An 18,528-nucleotide genomic window follows, 5' to 3' on the forward strand; every position below is an offset into this window, starting at 1 on the left:
GCGCTTACGTACGCTAACCTGTGCCATAGATCACTGGCAATAGCTGGGGAGTTGACGATGCCGAAACCGGGCCCCGGGCTTCGCCTCATCGATGTCGCTCAACGAGCGGGCGTCTCCCTCGCGACCGCCTCCCGCGCCCTGTCCGGGCGCGACGGCGTCAGCGAGGAGGTGGCCGACCGGGTCCGGCAGGTGTCGCTCGAGATGGGGTATGTGGCCAATCCGTACGCGCGGACCCTGGCCGGCGGCGCCAGCTCGACCGTCGGCCTGGTCGTCCATCAGGTCGACGACCCGTACTTCTCCGAGATCGCCGGCGGCGTCATCCAGCTCGCGGGCGAGCAGAGCCTGCTGGTGCAGATCTGCCACTCCGGCCGCGACCCTTCGCAGGAGCTGAGGCAGATCCGCAGCCTGATCGCCCAGCGGGTCGGCATCATCATCGTGGCCGGCTCCGGCTACAGCGACCCGCAGGTCGAGGCCTCCTCCCGGGAGGTCCTGAGCCTCTACGAGCGCAACGGCGGCCGCCTGGCGGTGATCGGCCGGCACAGCCTCAGCGCCGACGCGGTGCTGCCCGACAACGAGGCCGGCGGGTTCGCGCTGGGCGAGCACCTCATCGGACTGGGCCACCGGAACATCGCGATCGTGGCCGGCACGGCCGCCCTGACCACGGTCACCGACCGCATGGCCGGGGTGGCGGCGGCGATGCGGGCGCACGGCCTGGACCCGGCGGCGATGCCCGTGCTGCACACGGATTTCATCCGCGAGGGCGGCCGGGTCGCCACCGAGCAGATCCTGCGCGACCACCCGTCGACGACGGCGATCATCGCGCTGAACGACGCGATGGCCATGGGCGTGCTGTCGGCCCTGCGCGAGCACGACATCGCGGTGCCGGCCCGGATGTCGGTGGTCGGCTTCGACGACGTGTCGGTGGCGGCCGACCTCGCACCGAGCCTGACCACGATCCGCCTCCCGATGACCGACATGGGCCGGATGGCCCTCGACCTGGCCCTCAAGCCGCGAGCGGCCCGCCCCCGCCGCCGCCGGACCGGCCACCAGCTGATCGTCCGCGACTCCACCGGCCCGGCGGCATGACGTCGTTCGTCTTGGCGGGCTTCGGTTTCCGGGCCGCGGCTTATCTCCGCCTCGCACAGTCGCTACCCGGCCTCGAGTGCGTCGGCGCGGTGCTGCGCGCGCCACGCCCGCTGCCGGTGCCGGCCTTCACCTCGCTGGCCGAGTGCGTACGCCAGACCCGCCCCGACTTCCTGGTGACCGCGGTCCCGCCGGCCGCCAACCCCACCTACATCCTCGAGGCCGTCTCCCTGGGCCTCCCCGTCCTGGCCGAAACCCCACCGGCCGACCCCACACCCCGGCCCACCGCACCGCCTTCCCCCGGCGCGCCCCTTTCGGCCACCGTGCCGCCCTACGCCACCGCGCCGCACTTCCCTGGCGCGCCGCCGCAGCCAGCGCCTCACGTCCCCGGCGCGCCAGACCTCCTTGGTGCGCCACGCTTCCCTGGCCCGCAGCCCGCAGCGCCGCCCTCGGCCGCCTTTGCCGGGCACCTATCGGGCATTTCCGATACTTCGTTCTTATCGGGGCTGCGTGAACTGTGGAGTGCGGTTGGTGAGTCAGGGCTTGTGCAGGTCGCCGAGCAATATCTGCTCATGCCGTCGCATGCGGCTCGGCTCGCCGCCGTGCGGTCGGGCATCATCGGGGCCGCCACTCAAGTGCACGTCTCGTCCACGCAGCAGCACCACGCGGTCTCCCTCATCCGCGGGATGCTCGGTGTCGGGCACGCGCCGGCCGCCGTGCGGGCCGTGCGGACCACGGCGCCGCTGCTCGCGCCGCTCGACCGTTCCGGGTGGACCGACGATCCGCAGCCGAAGCCGGCCACCACGACCATTGCCACGATTGACTTCCGGGACGGGCGGTCCGCCGTCTACGACTTCACCACCGGGCAGACCCGCAACCTGCTGCGCCACCGCCGGCTGCTGGTCCGCGGCACCCACGGCGAGCTCCAGGACGACGACATCGTGCACATGCCGGCGCCGCGCACTGTCGCCCGCACCCCGCTGATCCGCCGCCAGTCCGGGCACGACCTCGACCTCAACGGCTTCGACACCGAGACCATCCTCTGCGGCGACCGGGTCCTCTATCGCAACCCCTATCCCGGCCACCGCTTCAACGACGACGAGATCGCCACCGCGACACTCCTGGACGCGATGGCCGCCTGGGTCCGTGGCGCGGCCCCACCTCCGTACCCCTTGATTGAGGGTCTGCAAGATCAGGCACTGGCCCTGGCCATCGAGGAGGCCGCCGACAGCGGCCGCGAGGTGGTCACCGCCGCTCTCACATGATGCCGGCCGCCGCGGGCTGGAAGACCGCCTCCTCGGTCGCCGCCGGTGGCTCGACGGCCACCGGCGTGCCGAAGTCGGAGTAGGTCATCTCCATGAAGTCGCCGTACATCACGCGCGTGAACCGGCCCGCGGCGTCCAGGCTCACCGTGAGGTCGTCGTCCGGAAGCTTTCCTTCGTACGTCCGGTCGCCGGTCCTGGTGATCCCGGTGGCGACCTCGGCCGCGTTGCGCAGCCCGCTCCACGGGAAGCCCGTCTTGAACGAGGTCGTGTCGAGGTAGTTCAGGGGCATTTTCAGCCACTTGTCGAGCTGGTCCGCGGGAACCAGTCCGAGGTCGTCCGCCTTGGTCACTTTGACCCAGACGTCGTTGCCGATCCGGCGCAGCACCCAGCGGTCGCCCGTCGCCTCCCACGTCGTCCCGGCCGCGTCGACGACGGCGGTGTACCGGACCTCGTACCCCTCGGAGTTGAACCGGTAGCCGACCCGGGCCGACTGCGTGCCCAGCTTCCCCAGCCCGACGGCCAGCGCCGCCTTCGGGTCGGCCGGCAACGAGACGCTGACCGCCACTTCCGGCTGCTTGACGTCCTCCCGCGCCTCGCCGCAACCGGCCAGGCACACCGCGACGGTCAGCACCGCCCACCACCGCCGGCTCATCGCAGCCACACCGTTTCCAAGCTGACGAGGGGCCGGTCGATCACGTCGCCGGACGGGGGCGTCTCGAGCTTCACCGGCACGCCGTAGCCGGAGAACTCGAGCACGTAGAGGTTGTCGAACGACTCCCCGACGCCGCTGGTCACCCGCGTGAACCGGCCCGCGTGGTCGAGCTCGGCGGCGAAGTGCCCGTCCTTCGCCTTCGGCTTCCGGATCAAGGTTCCGCGGTACGAGCGTTCGGCGGCCCGGGTGATGCCGGAGCCCTGGTTCACGGTTCCCTGCGGGAGCTTCCAGGGGAAGCCGCTGCCCAGGGTGATCGTGTCCTCCAGGTCGGCCGCGGTCTGCCGTACCCACTTGTTGAGGTCCTGCTCGTCGAAGTCCTCGTCCTTGGGCATCGTGGTCAGCTTGAGCCAGGCGTCGTCGCCGATGCGCCGGATGACGTAGCCCGGCCCGGTGAGCTCGTAGGTCCGGCCCGTCTCATCGGTGACGCCGGTGAGATCGCCGTCGCGCATCCATTCGCCGGTTCCGATGCGGAACGTGACCCGGGCCGACTGTGTGCCCAGCTTTCCCGCCCCGACGGCCAGGGCCGCCTTCGGATCGGCCGGCAGCGAAACGCTGGGCGCGGCCTCCGGCTCCCGCCCGCCGTTCTCCGGCGCGGCGCACCCGGCCAGGCCGAGCACCACCGCCACACCAACCACCATGTATCGCATAGCCCCGTGAATCCTCCGCCTCGAACCGCGCCGGAGAAGTGAACCATGGTCGATGGGGTTCCGGTATCGCGGTCGGCGTCATCCCGGGCTGATACGCCGATGGCCGGCCCTCGCGTGAGGGCCGGCCATCGGGTGGGAAGTCAGAGCGGGCGGATGTTCTCCGCCTGGGGGCCCTTGGCGCCCTGCGCGATGTCGAACTCGACGCGCTGGTTCTCCTCGAGGCTGCGGAAGCCGGACGTCTGGATCGCCGAGAAGTGGGCGAAGACGTCGGCGCCGCCGCCGTCCTGGGTGATGAAGCCGAAGCCCTTGTCACCGTTGAACCACTTCACAGTGCCGGTAGCCATGATCTTTTTTCTCCCTGCGGGCGTGGATGGCGCGGTATGTCACCGAATTGATCACGCTGGCGAAAGAATGGAAAGGAAACGCTCAGGGAAAATCAAGACCGCAACGCGGGCCACCGTAGCACAGAAAGCCATTTTAATCGGCCGGGCGACGCTCCGCGGCGGCCACCAACTCGGCCAAGTCGATGTGCAGGGTGGCCAGCAGGCCGCCGTGACGGGTGGAGTCGACCTCGTCCGGCAGCTGCTCCTCAACGAACTCGGCCCGCTTGGATTGGCCACGCCGTCGCAGCTCATCAACGATGAGCTGCCGTGCAACGATCATTTCTTCCTCGATTTCCGGAGTGTTCCGGCAGGGCGGTTCCCGTCTGCGGCGACCGCTGCATCAGTCGGCCGCCGCAGACGGAAGAAATGAGAGCCGACCGTAGCACGAATCGGCAACGCGAAACGATTTCAGGAGCGCCGAAATCATCAGGCGGCGAAAATATCGGCCAGCCAGTCACGCCAGGCCGCGAAACCCGCCCCGGTGGTGGCCGAGAGATCGATGACCGCCGCTGCCGCGTTCACCGCGGCGATGTGCCGGCGGCAGGCGGCCGGGTCGAAGGCGACGTAGGGCGCCAGGTCGATTTTGCTGATCACCACCAGGTCGGCCGCGGCGAACATGTGCGGGTACTTCAGCGGCTTGTCGTCCCCCTCGGTCACCGAGGCGATCACCACGCGGGCCGCCTCGCCCAGGTCGAACAAGGCCGGGCAGACCAGGTTGCCGACGTTCTCGATGAACAGCAGCGAGCCGGCCGGCGGGTCGAGCTCGTCGAGGGCGCGGGCCACCATCGTGGCGTCGAGGTGGCAGCCGGCGCCGGTGTTGACCTGCACCACGGCGCCGCCGGCGCGGCGGATGCGGTCGGCGTCGAGCGGCGTCGCCTGATCGCCCTCGATCACCGCGATCGCGCCACGCTCGCCGATCGTGCGTTCGAGCAGGGTGGTCTTGCCGGCGCCGGGCGCGCCCATCAGGTTCACCGCGACGATCCCGGACGAGGCGAGCCGGCGCCGGTTGGCCGCGGCCAGGGAGTCGTTCTTGGCCAGCACCCGCTCTTCCAGAGTGACGACTTCCCGCGATGAGGAGCACCCACAGGTCGCGCACACGGCTCAGCCCACCTCCATCGACACGATCGTCAGCTCATTGCCGGCGACGACCCGGACGTCGGCGCTGCCGCAGGGGCACAGCAGCAGGTAGTCCGCCAGCTCGGTGTCGGCGCCGCAGTCGCGGCAGTGCACGGCGCCGGCGCGGTGCTCGATGTCGAGCCGCGCCCCCTCGGCCGCGGTGCCCTCAGCGGCCACGTCGAAGCAGAACAGCATGGCGTCCGGCAGCACCGCGGTGAGCGCTCCGATCAGGACGCGGACGCTGAGGACCCGCCGGTCGCCGGCCCGTTCGCAGCAGACGTCGACAATACTCTGAGTGATCGACAACTCGTGCACCCGCGCCCCCACAACGCCATGATCAGCACAGATGTCAGCCGTTCGTTCGTTGACATGGTTACACAGTGCTCCACTAAGGTGTTAGGCGCGTCACAGACGGGATCAGTGTCGACCCGGAGGGGCGGTCCTGCCATGCCCTCAGCACAGGATCAGACGATTCACCTACTGTGGATCAACGCGGGTCTCAGTTGCGACGGCGACTCGGTCGCCTTGACCGCCGCGACCCAGCCGAGCATCGAGGAGATCGCCCTCGGCGCGCTGCCCGGCCTGCCCCAGGTGGCGGTGCACTGGCCGCTGATCGACTTCGAGTGCGGGCCCACCGGCGGCGCCGACGACTTCCTCTCGTGGTTCTTCCGGGCCGAGCGCGGCGAGCTCGATCCGTTCGTGCTGGTCGTCGAGGGGTCGATCCCCAACGAAGAGCTGCACGAGGAGGGCTACTGGTCGGGCTTCGGCAACGATCCCGGCTCCGACCAGCCGATCACCACCAGCGCCTGGCTCGACCGGCTCGCGCCCAAGGCGCTGGCCGTGATCGCCGTGGGCACCTGCGCGACGTACGGCGGCATCCACGCCATGGCCGGCAACCCGACCGGCGCGATGGGCGTCCCCGACTATCTGGGCTGGAAATGGAAGTCCGCCGCGGGCATCCCGATCGTCTGCGTGCCCGGCTGCCCGATCCAGCCCGACAACCTGGCCGAGACCCTGACCTACCTGCTCTATCAGGCCACCGGTCAGGCGCCGATGATCCCGCTGGACGACGCGCTGCGCCCGGTCTGGCTGTTCGGCGGCACGGTCCACGAGGGCTGCGACCGGGCCGGATATTACGAGCAGGCCGACTTCGCCGAGGCGTACGGCTCGCCGAAATGCATTGTGAAGTTGGGGTGCTGGGGCCCGGCCGTGCGGTGCAATGTGCCCAAGCGGGGGTGGATCAACGGGGTCGGCGGTTGCCCGAACGTGGGCGGGATCTGCATCGGGTGCACGATGCCCGGCTTCCCCGACAAGTTCATGCCGTTCATGGACGCGCCGCCCGGCGGCGGCCTGTCGACCAAGGCGATCGGCCCCTACGGCAAGACGGTCAAGACGCTGCGCGGCATCACCGCGCACACGCTCGACCGCGAGCCGAAGTGGCGCCGGCGGAAGGCGACGCGATGACCACCCAGAAATCCGAGCTCGTGGACATGGCGTGGGATCCGATCACGCGCATCGTCGGCAGCCTCGGCATCTACACCAAGATCGACTTCAAGCAGCGGATCGTGGCCGAGTGCAAGAGCACCAGCTCGATCTTCCGCGGCTACTCGATCTTCATGAAGGGCAAGGACCCGCGCGACTCCCACTTCATCACCAGCCGCATCTGCGGCATCTGCGGCGACAACCACGCCACCTGCTCCTGTTACGCGCAGAACATGGCGTACGGGGTGAAGCCGCCGGCCCTGGGCGAGTGGATCGTCAACCTGGGCGAGGCCGCCGAGTACATGTTCGACCACAACATCTTCCAGGAGAACCTGGTCGGGGTGGACTACTGCGAGCGGATGGTCGCCGAGACCAACCCGGGTGTCCTGGAGCGGGCCAACACCACCGAGGCGCCGCACGCGGGCGACCACGGCTACCGCACCATCGGCGACATCATGCGCTCGCTCAACCCGTTCAGCGGCGAGTTCTACCGCGAGGCGCTGCAGGTCAGCCGGATGACCCGGGAGATGTTCTGCCTGATGGAGGGCCGCCACGTGCACCCCTCCACGCTCTATCCCGGCGGCGTCGGCACGGTCGCCACGATCCAGCTGATGACCGACTATCTGAGCCGGCTCATGCGCTACGTCGAGTTCATGAAAAAGGTCGTCCCCATGCACGACGACCTGTTCGACTTCTTCTACGAGGCGCTGCCCGGATACGAGCGGGTGGGCGACCGGCGGGTGCTGCTCGGCTGCTGGGGGTCCTTCCAGGACCCGGAGCACTGCAACTTCAACTACGCCGACATGACGAGCTGGGGCCAGAAGATGTATGTCACCCCGGGCGTCGTGGTCGACGGCAAATTGCTGACGACCGATCTCGTACGGATCAATCTCGGTATCCGGATCCTGCTCGGCTCCTCGTACTACGACGACTGGGCCGGCCAGGAGATCTTCGTGAACCGGGACCCGCTGGGCAACCCGGTCGACCACCGCCACCCGTGGAACCAGCACACCCATCCCCATCCGCAGAAACGCGATCTGGACGGCAAATACAGCTGGGTCATGTCGCCGCGCTGGTACGACGGCCACGACTACCTGGCCCTGGACACCGGCGGCGGCCCGCTGGCCCGGCTGTGGACGACCGCCCTGGCCGGCATGGTCGACATCGGCTACGTCCAGGCCACCGGCACCAGCGTAAAGATCAACCTGCCCAAGACGGCGCTCAAGCCGCCGGTGGAGCTGGAGTGGACGATCCCGCGCTGGAGCAACACGATCGAGCGCAACCGCGCCCGCACGTACTTCCAGGCGTACGCCGCGGCCTGTGCCCTGCATTTCGCCGAAAAGGCGCTGGCCGAGATCCGGGCCGGGCGCACCAAGACGTGGGAGCGCTTCGAGGTGCCCACCGACGGCATCGGGTGCGGCTTCACCGAGGCCGTGCGCGGGGTCCTGTCGCACCACATGGTCATCCGCGACGGCAAGATCGCCAACTACCACCCATACCCGCCGACACCGTGGAACGCCAGCCCGCGCGACAGCTACGGCACGCCGGGGCCGTACGAGGACGCGGTCGAGGGCCAGCCCATCTTCGAGGAGAACGACCGGGACAACTTCAAAGGCATCGACATCATGCGTACGGTCCGCAGCTTCGACCCGTGCCTGCCGTGCGGCGTGCACATGTATCTGGGCGGCGGCAAGGAGCTGGAGTTGCTGCACTCACCGGCCCAGTCGGCGGGTGCGGCGTGAGCGGGGACGACTGGCGGGCGGCCGGCGGCCGGATCGACGCGCTGATCGCCGCGGGCGACGCGCCCGCCCGGGAACGCGCCGAGGACCTCGTCCGGCTCGTGGCCGATCTCTACGGCGCCGGGTTGCAGCGGTTGCTGGAGCTGGCGCACGCCCACGGCGCGCTGAGCGACGACCTGCTCGACGCGATCGCCGGCGACGACCTGGTGGCGTCCCTGTTGCTGGTGCACGGCCTCCATCCGTACGACGTGACCACCCGGGTCGAACGGGCCCTGGCCGCCTTCGGCCACCTCGAGATCCTCTCGCTGGGCACGGTGGTACGGGTCCGCGTGCTCGCGAGTCAGGACCCCGCGGCCGTCCGGGAGGCCATCGAGGCGGCGGCGCCCGAGGTCGAGCAGATCCACGTCGAACATTCGCAGCCGGTGATCCCGGTGTCGGCGCTGTACGCCCGGGTGGCGGAGCGGCGATGACCGGGCCGCCGCTGGCCGCGCTGCGGCGGATCGTCCGGCAACGGCCCGCGGCGGCCGGCGAGCGGTGCGAGATGTGCGCCGAGCCGATCGGCGCCGGCCACGGGCACCTGGTCGACCGGGAGACCCGCCGGCTGATCTGCGGCTGCCGGCCCTGCTACCTGCTGTTCACCGATCCGGCCGCGCGGCAGCGCTACCGCTCGGTGCCGAGCCGCTACCTGTCCTTCGCCGGTCCTCTGGAGCTGGACATCCCGGTCGGCCTGGCCTTCCTGTTCCACAACTCGGCCCTGGGCCGGGTGGTCGCCCTCTACCCCGGGCCGGCCGGGGCCACCGAGTCGGAGCTGCCGCTGAGCTTCCACGATCCGCGGCTCGACCTGCTGGTTCCGGACGTCGAGGCCCTTCTGCTGTACGGGGACACGTGCCACCTGGTGCCGATCGACGCCTGCTACGGCCTGGCCGGGCGGCTGCGCGACTGCTGGCGGGGCTTCGACGGCGGAGCGGAAGCGCGGGCCGTGCTCGGCGAGTTCTTCGCCGGCGTACGCGAGCGGAGCCGGCCGGCGTGAGCGGGGGATACGACTTCAGTGTGCTCGACGTGACCGCCGAGCCGTGGGCGGTCGCCCCGCAGCTGACGGCCCGGCTGCGGATCGCGCAGACGACCGGCGAGCGGGTCCACGCGCTGGCGCTGCACTGCCAGGTCCGCATCGAGCCACACCTGCGCACGTACACCAGCGACGAGGAGGACGGGCTGCTCGGGCTGTTCGGCGAGCGCGCCCGGTGGGGGCAGACGCTGCGGCCGTTCGTGTGGATGCAGTGCGACACGACCGTGCAGGGCTTCACCGGGCAGACCGAAACCGACCTGGCGCTGCCGTGCACGTACGACCTGGAGGTCATCGGAACCCGCTACCTGCACTCGCTGGAGGCCGGCGAGGTGCCGCTGAGCCTGCTCTTCTCGGGCACGGTGTTCCTGCGCGGCGGCAGCGGCTTCGAGGTGACCCGGGTGCCGTGGGACTGCGAGGCCCGCTACCGGCTGCCGGTCGCGGTGTGGCGGCAGATGATCGAGTCGTACTTCCCGGGCACCGGCTGGCTGCGCCTGGAGTCGGGCCTGATCGAGGAACTGGCCCGGTTCCGCTCCGCGCGGGGTCTGACCAGCTGGGACGAGACGGTGCGGGCGTTGCTGGCCGCTTCGGGACGGGCCACGTCATGAGCATCGACGCGGTGCGGGCGGTGGCGGACGCGGTGCTCTACGAGGGATACCTGCTCTATCCATACAGGGCCGGCGCCACCAAGAACCGGTCGCGCTGGCAGTTCGGCGTGCTCGGCCCGCCGCGGGCGGCGGCCGGAGCCTTCGCCGAGGAGCCCACGATGTCGGCCCAGTGCCTGCTGAGCCCGTCGACGACCGGCGTCCGGGTTTACCTGCGCTTCCTCCAGCTTCAGGGCGACGCGGCAGTCGCGCACGAGATCGAGCTGCCCACCGTCGAGCTGCCCACCGTCGAGCTGCCGGCCGTGGTGACGCTGCCGGCGCGGGTTCCCGGCGGGCGCCTCCGTGCTGCCGAACAAGCCGGAAATGCCGGGCAGGCCGGGGCCGCAGGCCGACGGTGGCCGCTGACGGCCGGCGTCCGGATCAGCGGCGAGCGGCTCGGCGGCTGGATACGGCTGACCGTCGAGGTGACCAATGAGTGCCCGGACGAGGTCGCCGACAAGGACGCCGCGATGCGCCGCTCGCTGCTCGCGGCCCACCTCGTTCTCGTGGCCGAGGGCGGCCGCTTCGTCTCGGCCCAGGATCCGCCGACCGGGGCGCCGGAGTGCCGGCAGCATCGGTGCTGGCCGGTGCTGGCCGGCGACGGCGACGTCATGCTGGCCGCGCCGATCATCCTGTACGACCATCCGCGGATCGCCGAGGAAAGCCCGGGCGACCTGTTCGACTCCACCGAGATCGACGAGATCCTCACCTTGCGCGTGATGACCATGACCGACGCCGAGAAGGCCGAGGCCCGAGCCACCGACCCCCGCGCGGCCGAGATCGTCGACCGATGCGACGCCCTCACCCCGGCCGACCTGGAGCGGCTGCACGGCGTGCTGCGCCCCGCCGATCCCGAGCGGCGGCCCGGCTTGCCGCGCCCGGCCGGCCGTGAGCCGGGCGCGCCCGGACCAGCCCACCCCGCCGGGCCCGAGCCGGGTGACCTGGTGCGGGTGCGGCCGCGCAGGCGGGCCGATGCGCAGGACATGTTCTTCGCGGGCCGGGTGGGTCGGATCGCCGCGGTCCTCGACGACGTCGACGGCAGCACCCACGTCGCCCTGACCCTGCTCGACGATCCCGCCGCCGACCTGCACGAGTGGTACGGCCGTTACCTCTACTTCAGTCCCGACGAATTGGAGCCGTTGTGAGACTCATCGGTCTGATCACCACCGCCGCTCTCGCCGCGCTCGCCGTGTCCGTCACCGTCGAGCTCGTGAGAGCATTGCCCGACATCCGGCGCTACGCACGGATGCGCGCGATGTGATGGCGCCCCGGGTGCTGGTCGCCGGGGTCGGCAACGTCCTGCTGGGCGACGACGGCTTCGGCCCCGAGGTCGTGCGGCAGTTGGCCGAGCAGGAGCTGCCGCCGGACGTGCGGGTGGCCGACTACGGCATCCGCGGCCTGCACCTGGCCTACGACCTGCTGGACGCCTACGACGCGCTGATCCTCGTCGACGCGCTGCCCGGCGGCGGCCGCCCGGGCGAGGTGGTGCTGCTCAAGGTGAACGCCGACGACCGGAACAGCCGGGAGTTCGACGCGCACGGCATGGACCCGGCGGCCATGCTGGCGCATCTCGAACAGCTGGGCGGCAAGCTCCCGATGACCTATCTGGTCGGCTGCCGCGCGGCCACCACGGCCGAGTGGATCGGGCTGAGCCCGTCGGTCACCGCCGCGATCCCGGAGGCCATCGCCGCCGTCCGCTCCGTGCTGTCCCGGCTCGGGTGAGCGCCGTGTGCCTGGGCATACCCGGACGGGTGGTGGAGGTCCTCGACGGCTTCCACGGCCAGCTGGCCCTGGTCGACGTGCTCGGCGCTTCCCGGCGGGTCAACGTCGGCATGCTCGAGGTCCCACCCGAGCCCGGCCAGTGGGTGCTGATCCACATGGGTTTCGCCGTCGAGGTCGTCGACGAGGACGCCGCCGCCGAGGCCCGGTCCGGGCTGGAGCTGATGGGCCGCCCGGCCGATCGGGTGCGCCGGCGGTTCACCGTGTCCGGCTTGGTCCAGGGGGTGGGTTTCCGGCCCTTCGCGTACGCGACCGCGGCCGCCCTGGCGCTGACCGGCCGGGTCGCCAACACGGCCGCCGGCGTGGTGGCCGAGGTCGAGGGCGATCCGGAGGCGGTCACCGAGTACGGCCGCCGCCTGCGCGCCGACGGGCCACCGCTGGCCATGGTCACCGCCGTCGAGGAGACCGCGATGACCCCGCAGGGCGGCACCGGCTTCACCATCGACGCCTCGGGCCCGGCCGGCGAGGCACGCACCCTGGCCTCCCCCGACGTGGCCACCTGCGACGACTGCCTGCGCGAGCTGCGCGACCCGCGCGACCGCCGCTACCGGCACCCGTTCATCTCCTGCACCAATTGCGGCCCGCGCTTCACCATCATCGAAACCCTCCCGTACGACCGCGCGACCACCACGATGGCCGGTTTCCCCATGTGCGCCGACTGCCTTCGCGAGTACGAGGACCCGGCCGACCGCCGCTTCCACGCCCAACCGATCGCCTGCCCCGCCTGCGGCCCCGAACTGGAGCTCCGCACCGCCGACGGCACCGTCGCCCCAGCCGCACTGGGCGGCGCGGACACATCGGGCGGCGCGGAGGCATCGGGCGCGGACACACCGGGCGGCGCGGAGGCATCGCGCGGCGCGGACACACCGGGCGGCGCGGACACACCGGGCGGCGCGGACACACCGGGCGGCGCGGGCGCACTGGCGGCCGCGCGGGCCATGCTTGCCGCGGGGCGCATCGTGGCGGTCAAGGGTCTCGGCGGGTATCACCTGGCCTGCGACGCCCGGAACGCGGCGGCCGTGGAGGAGCTTCGCCGCCGCAAGCGCCGCGGTGGCAAGCCCTTCGCTGTCATGGTGTCCGACCTGGGGGTCGCCCGCGAGCTGGTCGCGATGACCACGGCCGAGGAGGAGCTGCTGACCGGCGTCCGCCACCCGATCGTGCTGCTGCCCCGCCGGATTTATGCCGACATAGCCGCGCCAGATGTGCCGCCCGGTCCCGGCCGGGATGTGCCGCCCGGCCCCGGCCGGGATGTGGCGCCCGGCCCAGGCCGCGATGCGCCGCCCAACACCCGCTGGGACTCGCGACCCAGCTCAGGCCGCGATACGCCGCCCGACACCCGCTGGGACTCGCGACCCGGCTCAGGCGGGGACCGACAGCTCAGCCCTCCGGGACGCGGCGCGGTGGCTGAGGCGGTGGCGCCGGGGAATCCTGATCTGGGTGTGATGCTGCCTTACACGCCGCTGCATGTTCTGCTGTTCGGGCTGGCCGGTGATCCGCCTGGGCCGGATGTTCTGGTGATGACGTCGGGCAATCTGTCCGGGGAGCCGATCGTCGTCGATGACCGGGACGCCGAGGAGCGGCTGAGTGGACTGGCCGACGCCTGGCTGCGGCACGACCGGGCGATCCGGGTGCCCTGTGACGACTCGGTGACCCGGCACGCCGCCGGGGGCGAGTTGCCGATCCGGCGGTCCCGCGGCTACGCGCCGCTGCCTATCGCCCTGCCCTTCGAGGTGCCGCCTCTCCTCGCCGTGGGCGCGGACCTCAAGAACACGTGTGCGCTCGGCGCCGGACGGTACGCGTGGGTCAGTCAGCACATCGGTGACATGGACGACCTGCGCACGATCGAGGCGCTCGGCGCCACCGAGGCCCATCTGGAGGAGCTCACCGGCGTCCGGCCCGAGGTGCTGGTGGCCGACGCCCACCCCGGATATCGGTCGGCCGCGTGGGCCCGCGCGCACGCCGGCGGACGGCCGGTGCGGCTGGTCCAGCACCACCACGCGCACGTCGCCTCGGTGATGGCCGAGCACGGGCTCGGCGCCGGCGAGCGGGTGATCGGGGTGGCCTTCGACGGCACCGGGTACGGCGACGACGGCGCGGTGTGGGGTGGTGAGGTGCTCGTCGCCGACTACAAGGCGTACCACCGGGAAGCCCATCTGGGCTACGTGCCGCTGGCCGGCGGCGACGCCAGCGTGCGGCGCCCGTATCGGATGGCCCTCTCCCACCTGCGTGCGGCCGGGGTGCCCTGGACGCCGGAGCTGCCGCCGGTCGCGGCTTGCCCGCCGGTCGAGCGCGAGCTGCTGGCCCGGCAGCTGACGACCGGGTTCGGCTGCGTGCCCACCTCCAGCATGGGCCGGCTGTTCGACGCCGTGGCCTCGCTGGCCGGGGTCTGCCACACCGTCGAGTACGAGGCCGAGGCGGCGATCCGGCTCGCCGGGCTGGCCCGGGTGGGTTTCGCGGCCGGGGCCTACCGCTTCCCGGTCACCGGCGATCCGGGGCCGGTGATCCGGGCGGTCGCGGCCGACGTGGTCCGGGGCGTGCCGGCGGCCGACATCGCCGCCCGGTTCCACGCCGCGGTGGCGGCCCTGATCGCCGATCTGGCCGAGGCCGCCCGCCGGTCGAGTGGGCTCGGCGTCGTCGCGCTCGGCGGCGGCGTCTTCCAGAACGCGCTGCTGGCCGGCGCGGCCACCGAAGCGCTGCGGGAGCGGGGATTCACCGTGCTGCTCCCCCGGCTGCTGCCACCCAACGACGGCGGCCTGGCGCTCGGCCAGCTCATGGCCGCCGCGTCCGCCTAGGAAGGAGACCTCCCATGTGCCTGGCCGTGCCGGGACGCGTCATCAGCATCACCGAGGCCGACGGCACCACGATGGCCGAGGTGGACTTCGGCGGCGTCCGCAAGAGCGTGTGCCTGCAGTACGTACCGGACGCGGCGGTCGGCGAGTACGTCGTCGTGCACGTCGGCTTCGCCATCCAGCGCCTCGACGAGCGGTCGGCGCGGGAGACCCTGGAGAACTTCGAGCGGCTCGGCATCCTGAAAGAGGAGTTCCGGTGAGATATCTCGACGAGTTCAGCGACCCGGACCTGGCCCGGCGGCTGCTCGACCAGATCCACGCCGCGGCCACCCGGCCCTGGGCGCTGATGGAGGTCTGCGGCGGGCAGACCCATTCGATCATCCGGCACGGCATCGACCAGCTGCTGCCGAAGGGCGTCGAGATGATCCACGGGCCGGGCTGCCCGGTCTGCGTCACGCCGCTCGAGACCATCGACAAGGCCCTGGCCATCGCCGCCCAGCCCGGCGTGATCTTCTGCTCGTTCGGCGACATGCTGCGCGTGCCCGGCAGCGGCCGGGACCTGTTCGCGGTCAAGAGCGCCGGCGCCGACGTGCGGGTGGTCTATTCGCCGCTGGACGCGCTGACCATCGCCCGGGAGAACCCGGACAAGCAGGTGGTCTTCTTCGGCATCGGCTTCGAGACGACCGCACCGGCCAACGCGATGACGGTCCACCAGGCCGAGCGGCTCGGCGTGGGCAACTTCAGCCTGCTCGTATCGCACGTGTTGGTGCCGCCGGCCATCGCCGCCATCATGGAGTCGCCCCGGTGCCGGGTGCAGGCGTTCCTGGCCGCCGGGCACGTGTGCAGCGTGATGGGCACCGGCGAATATCCGCCGCTGGCCGCGAAGTACCGGGTGCCGATCGTGGTCACCGGCTTCGAGCCGCTGGACATCCTCGAGGGCATCCGGCAGACCGTGGTGCAGCTCGAGGCCGGCCGGCACGAGGTGGGCAACGCCTATCCGCGGGCCGTGCCGGCCGAGGGCAACCCGGTGGCCCGGGCCATGCTCGCCGAGGTGTTCGAGGTGACCGACCGGACGTGGCGGGGCATCGGCATGATCCCGGGCAGCGGGTGGCGGCTGGCCCCGCGCTACCGGCCGTTCGACGCCGAGCACCGGTTCGCGGTCACCGGCATCCACACCGAGGAGTCGTCGCTGTGCCGCTCCGGCGAGGTGCTCCAAGGCCTGATCAAGCCGCATCAGTGCGCCGCCTTCGGCAAGCAGTGCACGCCGCGCAATCCGCTGGGCGCCACGATGGTGTCCTCCGAGGGGGCGTGCGCGGCCTACTACGCGTACCGCCGGCTGGACCTGGTGTCGATCTCATGACGGCGGGCCTGGACTTCGAGGGCTGGAGCTGCCCGCTGCCGCTGCGGGACACCCCGGCCGTCGTGATGGGTCACGGCGGCGGCGGGGCGATGAGCGGCGACCTGATCGAGCATCTGTTCCTGCCCGGCTACGGGTCGGCCGCCCCCGCGGGCTCCGGCCGGAGCGACTGCGCCGTCGTCACGGTCGGCGGCACCCGGATCGCGCTGTCCACCGACTCGTTCGTGGTCAAGCCGATGTTCTTCCCCGGCGGCTCGATCGGCGACCTGGCCGTCAACGGCACGGTCAACGACCTGGCCATGGCCGGGGCCACCCCGCTCTATCTGTCGGCCGCCTTCATCCTTCAGGAGGGCACCGCGATGACCGAGCTGGGCCGGGTCGCCGAGGCGATGGGCGCGGCCGCCCGGGCGGCCGGCGTGCAGCTGGTCACCGGCGACACCAAAGTGGTGGACAACGGCAGCGGCGACGGCGTCTACATCACCACCACCGGCGTCGGGGCGGTGCCCGAGGGCGCCGACATCCATCCGGGCCGGGCCGCCGCCGGCGACGCGGTGCTGATCAGCGGGGACATCGGCGTGCACGGGGTGGCCGTGCTGAGCTGCCGGGAGGGCCTCGAGTTCGGCACCACCGTGGCCAGCGACACCGCGGCGCTGCACGGGCTGGTCGCGGCCATGCTCGCCACCGGCGCCGACCTGCACGTGCTGCGTGATCCGACCCGCGGCGGGGTGGCCGCCTCGCTCAACGAGATCGCCCGGGCCGGGCACGTCGGCGTCGACCTGGTCGAACGTGACCTGCCGGTGCCGGCCGAGGTGCGCGACGCGTGCAGCCTGCTCGGGCTCGACCCGCTCCAGGTGGCCAACGAGGGCAAGCTGATCGCCTTCGTCCCGGCCGAGAGCGCGGACGACGTGCTGGCGGCGATGCGGGCGCATCCGCTCGGCGCCGGGTCACGGCGGATCGGCGCCTGCGTGGCCGAGCATCCGGGCATGGTGGTCGCCCGCACGGCTCTGGGTGGAACCCGGGTGGTGCCGCTGCCGATCGGCGAGCAGCTGCCCCGGATCTGCTGAGACCGAGCGAGCGGGCGACAGCGAGGTGGACGCGAACGAGGCCGAGGGGAGGGGCGACGGTGAGCGAGGCCGGGGAGCTGTTGTTCGCCCGGTACGCCTACCCGCCGAACGAGCTGGGCTACTGCGGGCCGGACGGCGCCTCGGCCCTGCTGGCGCCGGGCGTGCCGGGCGAGATCGCGGCCCGGGCCCGGGGGTTCGAGGGCGCCTGGAGCTATCTGGAGCTGCTGGCGGCCGCGGCCGGGGTCGGCGACCCGCTCGACGAGACGGTGGTGGAGGCGTACTGGATCGGCAACGCGCTGCTCGACGAGGTGCCACCGGCGGCGCTCGTGTCCTGGCTGGGCGACCGCTTCCGCGGGCAGCGCGGCGGGACCTGGCGCTCGGCCGGCGAGCGGGCGGTGGCGCACCACAGCTTCCACGTCTTCGAGGTCTATCCGTGGGCCGCGCTGCTCGGCGCCGGCCCGTCGCCGGTGGCCCTGCGGGTCCTCGACCGGTGCCGGGTCCGGCCCGGCGTCGTGATCCGGGTCGACGGGGAACGGGCCGTCGTCCGGTCCGGCCCCCTGGTCAGTGACGGCACCTCTCTGGCCAGGGGACCGGATCGCCCGGAGGAGGTCCGGTGGTCGGCGGGCGGGCGGGCGCTGATCGGCGCTCCGGCGCCCGGTGACCGGGTCGCGCTGCACTGGGACTGGATCTGCGACGTGCTGACGGCCGAGCAGGCCGGGCGGCTGGACGCCCTCGAGAGAAGGCAGCTCGGTCAGCTCAGGCTGAACGCCGCGCGGCTCCAGACCTGATGCATCTCGACGCCCTCGACCGTGCGCCGGAACCGGACCACCCGGTCGGCACCGAGGCCACTGGCCAGCTCGGCCGTGACATCGTGGACGAACGGGTCCGGGACGGTGACGACGGGCAGGCTGCCGCCCTCGACGAGAGGCGCGAGGGCGGCGCTGCCCCGGTAGCCCGGCGCGGGAACGGCGACCACGTCGTGCCGCGGCAGGTGGCCCCTCAACCCCGCCACCACGGATCGCGCCCCGGGGCCGGGCCAATGCTGGGCTCCGTAGACGATCACCAGCTCGTCGGTGGCGGCCAGCTCCGCGAGGCGGGCCACCACAGCGCCCGTACCCCACCGGGTCTCCGCCTCGCCCACGACCGCGATCGTCACCGATCCCACCCATGCGAGCGGCGGCTCGGATTCCGGGAGGGCGCTCCACCACCCGGACTCCGGCTCCCGCACGGTGGTCTCGGCGAGACGCGGCGAGGGGATCCGTGGTGAAGGTGCCCGCAGCATCGCGCGCAGTCCCGTGCAGGTCTGACGAAGGTGCCGGGTCACGGTCTCACCTCATGATCGATCGGGGCGGGGGGAAAGTCACCACAGCGTGCCCCAGCGGCGGCGAACCGCACCAGCCCCAGT

The 18,528-nt window shown here is 71.9% G+C and carries 22 protein-coding genes; 15 read left to right on the forward strand and 7 right to left on the reverse strand.

Annotation, left to right across the window (positions count from 1 at the left end; genetic code table 11):
• Positions 1–57 precede the first annotated feature (57 nt).
• Entirely contained in the window at positions 58–1,086 is a 1,029-nt protein-coding gene (locus CRP55_RS29550; RefSeq protein WP_097323574.1) for a LacI family DNA-binding transcriptional regulator, read from the forward strand.
• Positions 1,083–2,348 (forward strand): gfo/Idh/MocA family oxidoreductase, encoded by a 1,266-nt coding sequence (locus CRP55_RS53310; protein WP_179855381.1) that lies wholly within the window; start codon positions 1,083–1,085, stop codon positions 2,346–2,348. Before CRP55_RS29550 ends, CRP55_RS53310 begins: the two co-directional genes overlap by 4 nt.
• On the opposite strand, the gene CRP55_RS29560 is transcribed toward CRP55_RS53310, so the two are convergent.
• The 6 genes from CRP55_RS29560 to CRP55_RS29585 all read right to left on the reverse strand — a co-directional run bounded on the left by CRP55_RS29560 (position 2,341) and on the right by CRP55_RS29585 (position 5,533).
• Complete coding sequence (locus CRP55_RS29560) at positions 2,341–3,000, reverse strand: hypothetical protein (RefSeq protein WP_097323577.1); 660 nt, start codon at positions 2,998–3,000, stop codon at positions 2,341–2,343. The two genes, CRP55_RS53310 and CRP55_RS29560, sit on opposite strands and share 8 nt — an antisense overlap.
• Positions 2,997–3,707, reverse strand: a complete 711-nt coding sequence (locus CRP55_RS29565) for a hypothetical protein (RefSeq protein ID WP_097323580.1) — start codon at positions 3,705–3,707, stop codon at positions 2,997–2,999. Before CRP55_RS29565 ends, CRP55_RS29560 begins: the two co-directional genes overlap by 4 nt.
• Positions 3,708–3,847: 140 nt before the next feature.
• On the reverse strand, positions 3,848–4,051 hold the full coding sequence (locus tag CRP55_RS29570; protein WP_097323584.1) for a cold-shock protein: 204 nt from the start codon (positions 4,049–4,051) through the stop codon (positions 3,848–3,850).
• A gap of 133 nt (positions 4,052–4,184) precedes the next feature.
• Positions 4,185–4,370, reverse strand: coding sequence for a hypothetical protein (locus CRP55_RS29575; protein ID WP_097323587.1), 186 nt, complete (start codon positions 4,368–4,370; stop codon positions 4,185–4,187).
• 146 nt (positions 4,371–4,516) lie between these two features.
• Positions 4,517–5,188, reverse strand: a complete 672-nt coding sequence (hypB, locus tag CRP55_RS29580; protein ID WP_097323590.1) for a hydrogenase nickel incorporation protein HypB — start codon at positions 5,186–5,188, stop codon at positions 4,517–4,519.
• A 3-nt stretch (positions 5,189–5,191) separates the two neighbouring features.
• Positions 5,192–5,533, reverse strand: a complete 342-nt coding sequence (locus CRP55_RS29585) for a hydrogenase maturation nickel metallochaperone HypA (RefSeq protein WP_245923467.1) — start codon at positions 5,531–5,533, stop codon at positions 5,192–5,194.
• 120 nt (positions 5,534–5,653) lie between these two features.
• Here CRP55_RS29585 and CRP55_RS29590 point away from each other — a divergent pair, with 120 nt between their 5' ends.
• Genes CRP55_RS29590 through CRP55_RS29645 form a run of 13 tightly spaced genes read left to right on the forward strand, consistent with a single transcriptional unit; the run spans position 5,654 to position 17,911 of the window.
• Complete coding sequence (locus CRP55_RS29590) at positions 5,654–6,670, forward strand: NADH-quinone oxidoreductase subunit B family protein (RefSeq protein ID WP_097323593.1); 1,017 nt, start codon at positions 5,654–5,656, stop codon at positions 6,668–6,670.
• Positions 6,667–8,430 (forward strand): nickel-dependent hydrogenase large subunit, encoded by a 1,764-nt coding sequence (locus CRP55_RS29595; protein ID WP_097323773.1) that lies wholly within the window; start codon positions 6,667–6,669, stop codon positions 8,428–8,430. Before CRP55_RS29590 ends, CRP55_RS29595 begins: the two co-directional genes overlap by 4 nt.
• Positions 8,427–8,897 (forward strand): NifU-related iron-sulfur-binding protein, encoded by a 471-nt coding sequence (locus CRP55_RS29600; RefSeq protein ID WP_097323596.1) that lies wholly within the window; start codon positions 8,427–8,429, stop codon positions 8,895–8,897. The genes CRP55_RS29595 and CRP55_RS29600 overlap by 4 nt, the downstream gene beginning before the upstream one ends.
• Positions 8,894–9,457 carry a DUF5947 family protein gene (locus CRP55_RS29605; RefSeq protein ID WP_097323599.1) on the forward strand — a complete coding sequence of 188 codons (564 nt, stop codon included), beginning with the start codon at positions 8,894–8,896 and terminating at the stop codon, positions 9,455–9,457. The genes CRP55_RS29600 and CRP55_RS29605 overlap by 4 nt, the downstream gene beginning before the upstream one ends.
• Positions 9,454–10,098 (forward strand): DUF6084 family protein, encoded by a 645-nt coding sequence (locus CRP55_RS29610; RefSeq protein ID WP_097323603.1) that lies wholly within the window; start codon positions 9,454–9,456, stop codon positions 10,096–10,098. Before CRP55_RS29605 ends, CRP55_RS29610 begins: the two co-directional genes overlap by 4 nt.
• A complete protein-coding gene (locus CRP55_RS29615) occupies positions 10,095–11,279 on the forward strand; it encodes a hypothetical protein (RefSeq protein WP_097323608.1) in 1,185 nt (394 codons plus the stop codon). The genes CRP55_RS29610 and CRP55_RS29615 overlap by 4 nt, the downstream gene beginning before the upstream one ends.
• Entirely contained in the window at positions 11,276–11,395 is a 120-nt protein-coding gene (locus CRP55_RS56540; RefSeq protein ID WP_438865825.1) for a DUF6893 family small protein, read from the forward strand. Before CRP55_RS29615 ends, CRP55_RS56540 begins: the two co-directional genes overlap by 4 nt.
• The gene (locus CRP55_RS29620) at positions 11,395–11,856 is read left to right on the forward strand and encodes a hydrogenase maturation protease (protein WP_097323611.1); all 462 of its coding nucleotides are present in this window, start codon (positions 11,395–11,397) and stop codon (positions 11,854–11,856) included. The genes CRP55_RS56540 and CRP55_RS29620 overlap by 1 nt, the downstream gene beginning before the upstream one ends.
• A 5-nt stretch (positions 11,857–11,861) precedes the next feature.
• Positions 11,862–14,705: a HypC/HybG/HupF family hydrogenase formation chaperone gene (hypC, locus tag CRP55_RS29625; RefSeq protein ID WP_097323774.1), complete on the forward strand. Its 2,844-nt coding sequence runs from the start codon at positions 11,862–11,864 to the stop codon at positions 14,703–14,705.
• A 14-nt stretch (positions 14,706–14,719) separates the two neighbouring features.
• Complete coding sequence (locus tag CRP55_RS29630; RefSeq protein ID WP_097323615.1) at positions 14,720–14,962, forward strand: HypC/HybG/HupF family hydrogenase formation chaperone; 243 nt, start codon at positions 14,720–14,722, stop codon at positions 14,960–14,962.
• Complete coding sequence (hypD, locus tag CRP55_RS29635) at positions 14,959–16,062, forward strand: hydrogenase formation protein HypD (RefSeq protein ID WP_097323618.1); 1,104 nt, start codon at positions 14,959–14,961, stop codon at positions 16,060–16,062. Before CRP55_RS29630 ends, hypD begins: the two co-directional genes overlap by 4 nt.
• On the forward strand, positions 16,059–17,123 hold the full coding sequence (gene hypE, locus CRP55_RS29640) for a hydrogenase expression/formation protein HypE (protein ID WP_097323621.1): 1,065 nt from the start codon (positions 16,059–16,061) through the stop codon (positions 17,121–17,123). Before hypD ends, hypE begins: the two co-directional genes overlap by 4 nt.
• Positions 17,124–17,182: 59 nt before the next feature.
• Positions 17,183–17,911 (forward strand): DUF6390 family protein, encoded by a 729-nt coding sequence (locus tag CRP55_RS29645; RefSeq protein WP_097323624.1) that lies wholly within the window; start codon positions 17,183–17,185, stop codon positions 17,909–17,911.
• On the opposite strand, the gene CRP55_RS29650 is transcribed toward CRP55_RS29645, so the two are convergent.
• The gene (locus tag CRP55_RS29650) at positions 17,875–18,447 is read right to left on the reverse strand and encodes a hypothetical protein (RefSeq protein WP_143234975.1); all 573 of its coding nucleotides are present in this window, start codon (positions 18,445–18,447) and stop codon (positions 17,875–17,877) included. The two genes, CRP55_RS29645 and CRP55_RS29650, sit on opposite strands and share 37 nt — an antisense overlap.
• Positions 18,448–18,528 lie beyond the last annotated feature (81 nt).

The sequence above is a fragment of the Paractinoplanes atraurantiacus genome, assembly GCF_900215205.1.
Taxonomy (GTDB): Bacteria; Actinomycetota; Actinomycetes; order Mycobacteriales; family Micromonosporaceae; genus Actinoplanes; species Actinoplanes atraurantiacus.

Bases quoted from the DNA above. Each gene is read 5' to 3' on its own strand.
- CRP55_RS29550 (WP_097323574.1), top strand. From the start codon at position 58: ATGCCGAAACCGGGCCCCGGGCTTCGCCTCATCGATGTCGCTCAACGA.
- CRP55_RS53310 (WP_179855381.1), top strand. From the start codon at position 1,083: ATGACGTCGTTCGTCTTGGCGGGCTTCGGTTTCCGGGCCGCGGCTTAT.
- CRP55_RS29560 (WP_097323577.1), bottom strand. From the start codon at position 3,000: ATGAGCCGGCGGTGGTGGGCGGTGCTGACCGTCGCGGTGTGCCTGGCC.
- CRP55_RS29565 (WP_097323580.1), bottom strand. From the start codon at position 3,707: ATGCGATACATGGTGGTTGGTGTGGCGGTGGTGCTCGGCCTGGCCGGG.
- CRP55_RS29570 (WP_097323584.1), bottom strand. From the start codon at position 4,051: ATGGCTACCGGCACTGTGAAGTGGTTCAACGGTGACAAGGGCTTCGGC.
- CRP55_RS29575 (WP_097323587.1), bottom strand. From the start codon at position 4,370: ATGATCGTTGCACGGCAGCTCATCGTTGATGAGCTGCGACGGCGTGGC.
- CRP55_RS29590 (WP_097323593.1), top strand. From the start codon at position 5,654: ATGCCCTCAGCACAGGATCAGACGATTCACCTACTGTGGATCAACGCG.
- CRP55_RS29595 (WP_097323773.1), top strand. From the start codon at position 6,667: ATGACCACCCAGAAATCCGAGCTCGTGGACATGGCGTGGGATCCGATC.
- CRP55_RS29605 (WP_097323599.1), top strand. From the start codon at position 8,894: ATGACCGGGCCGCCGCTGGCCGCGCTGCGGCGGATCGTCCGGCAACGG.
- CRP55_RS29615 (WP_097323608.1), top strand. From the start codon at position 10,095: ATGAGCATCGACGCGGTGCGGGCGGTGGCGGACGCGGTGCTCTACGAG.
- CRP55_RS29620 (WP_097323611.1), top strand. From the start codon at position 11,395: ATGGCGCCCCGGGTGCTGGTCGCCGGGGTCGGCAACGTCCTGCTGGGC.
- CRP55_RS29630 (WP_097323615.1), top strand. From the start codon at position 14,720: ATGTGCCTGGCCGTGCCGGGACGCGTCATCAGCATCACCGAGGCCGAC.
- hypE (WP_097323621.1), top strand. From the start codon at position 16,059: ATGACGGCGGGCCTGGACTTCGAGGGCTGGAGCTGCCCGCTGCCGCTG.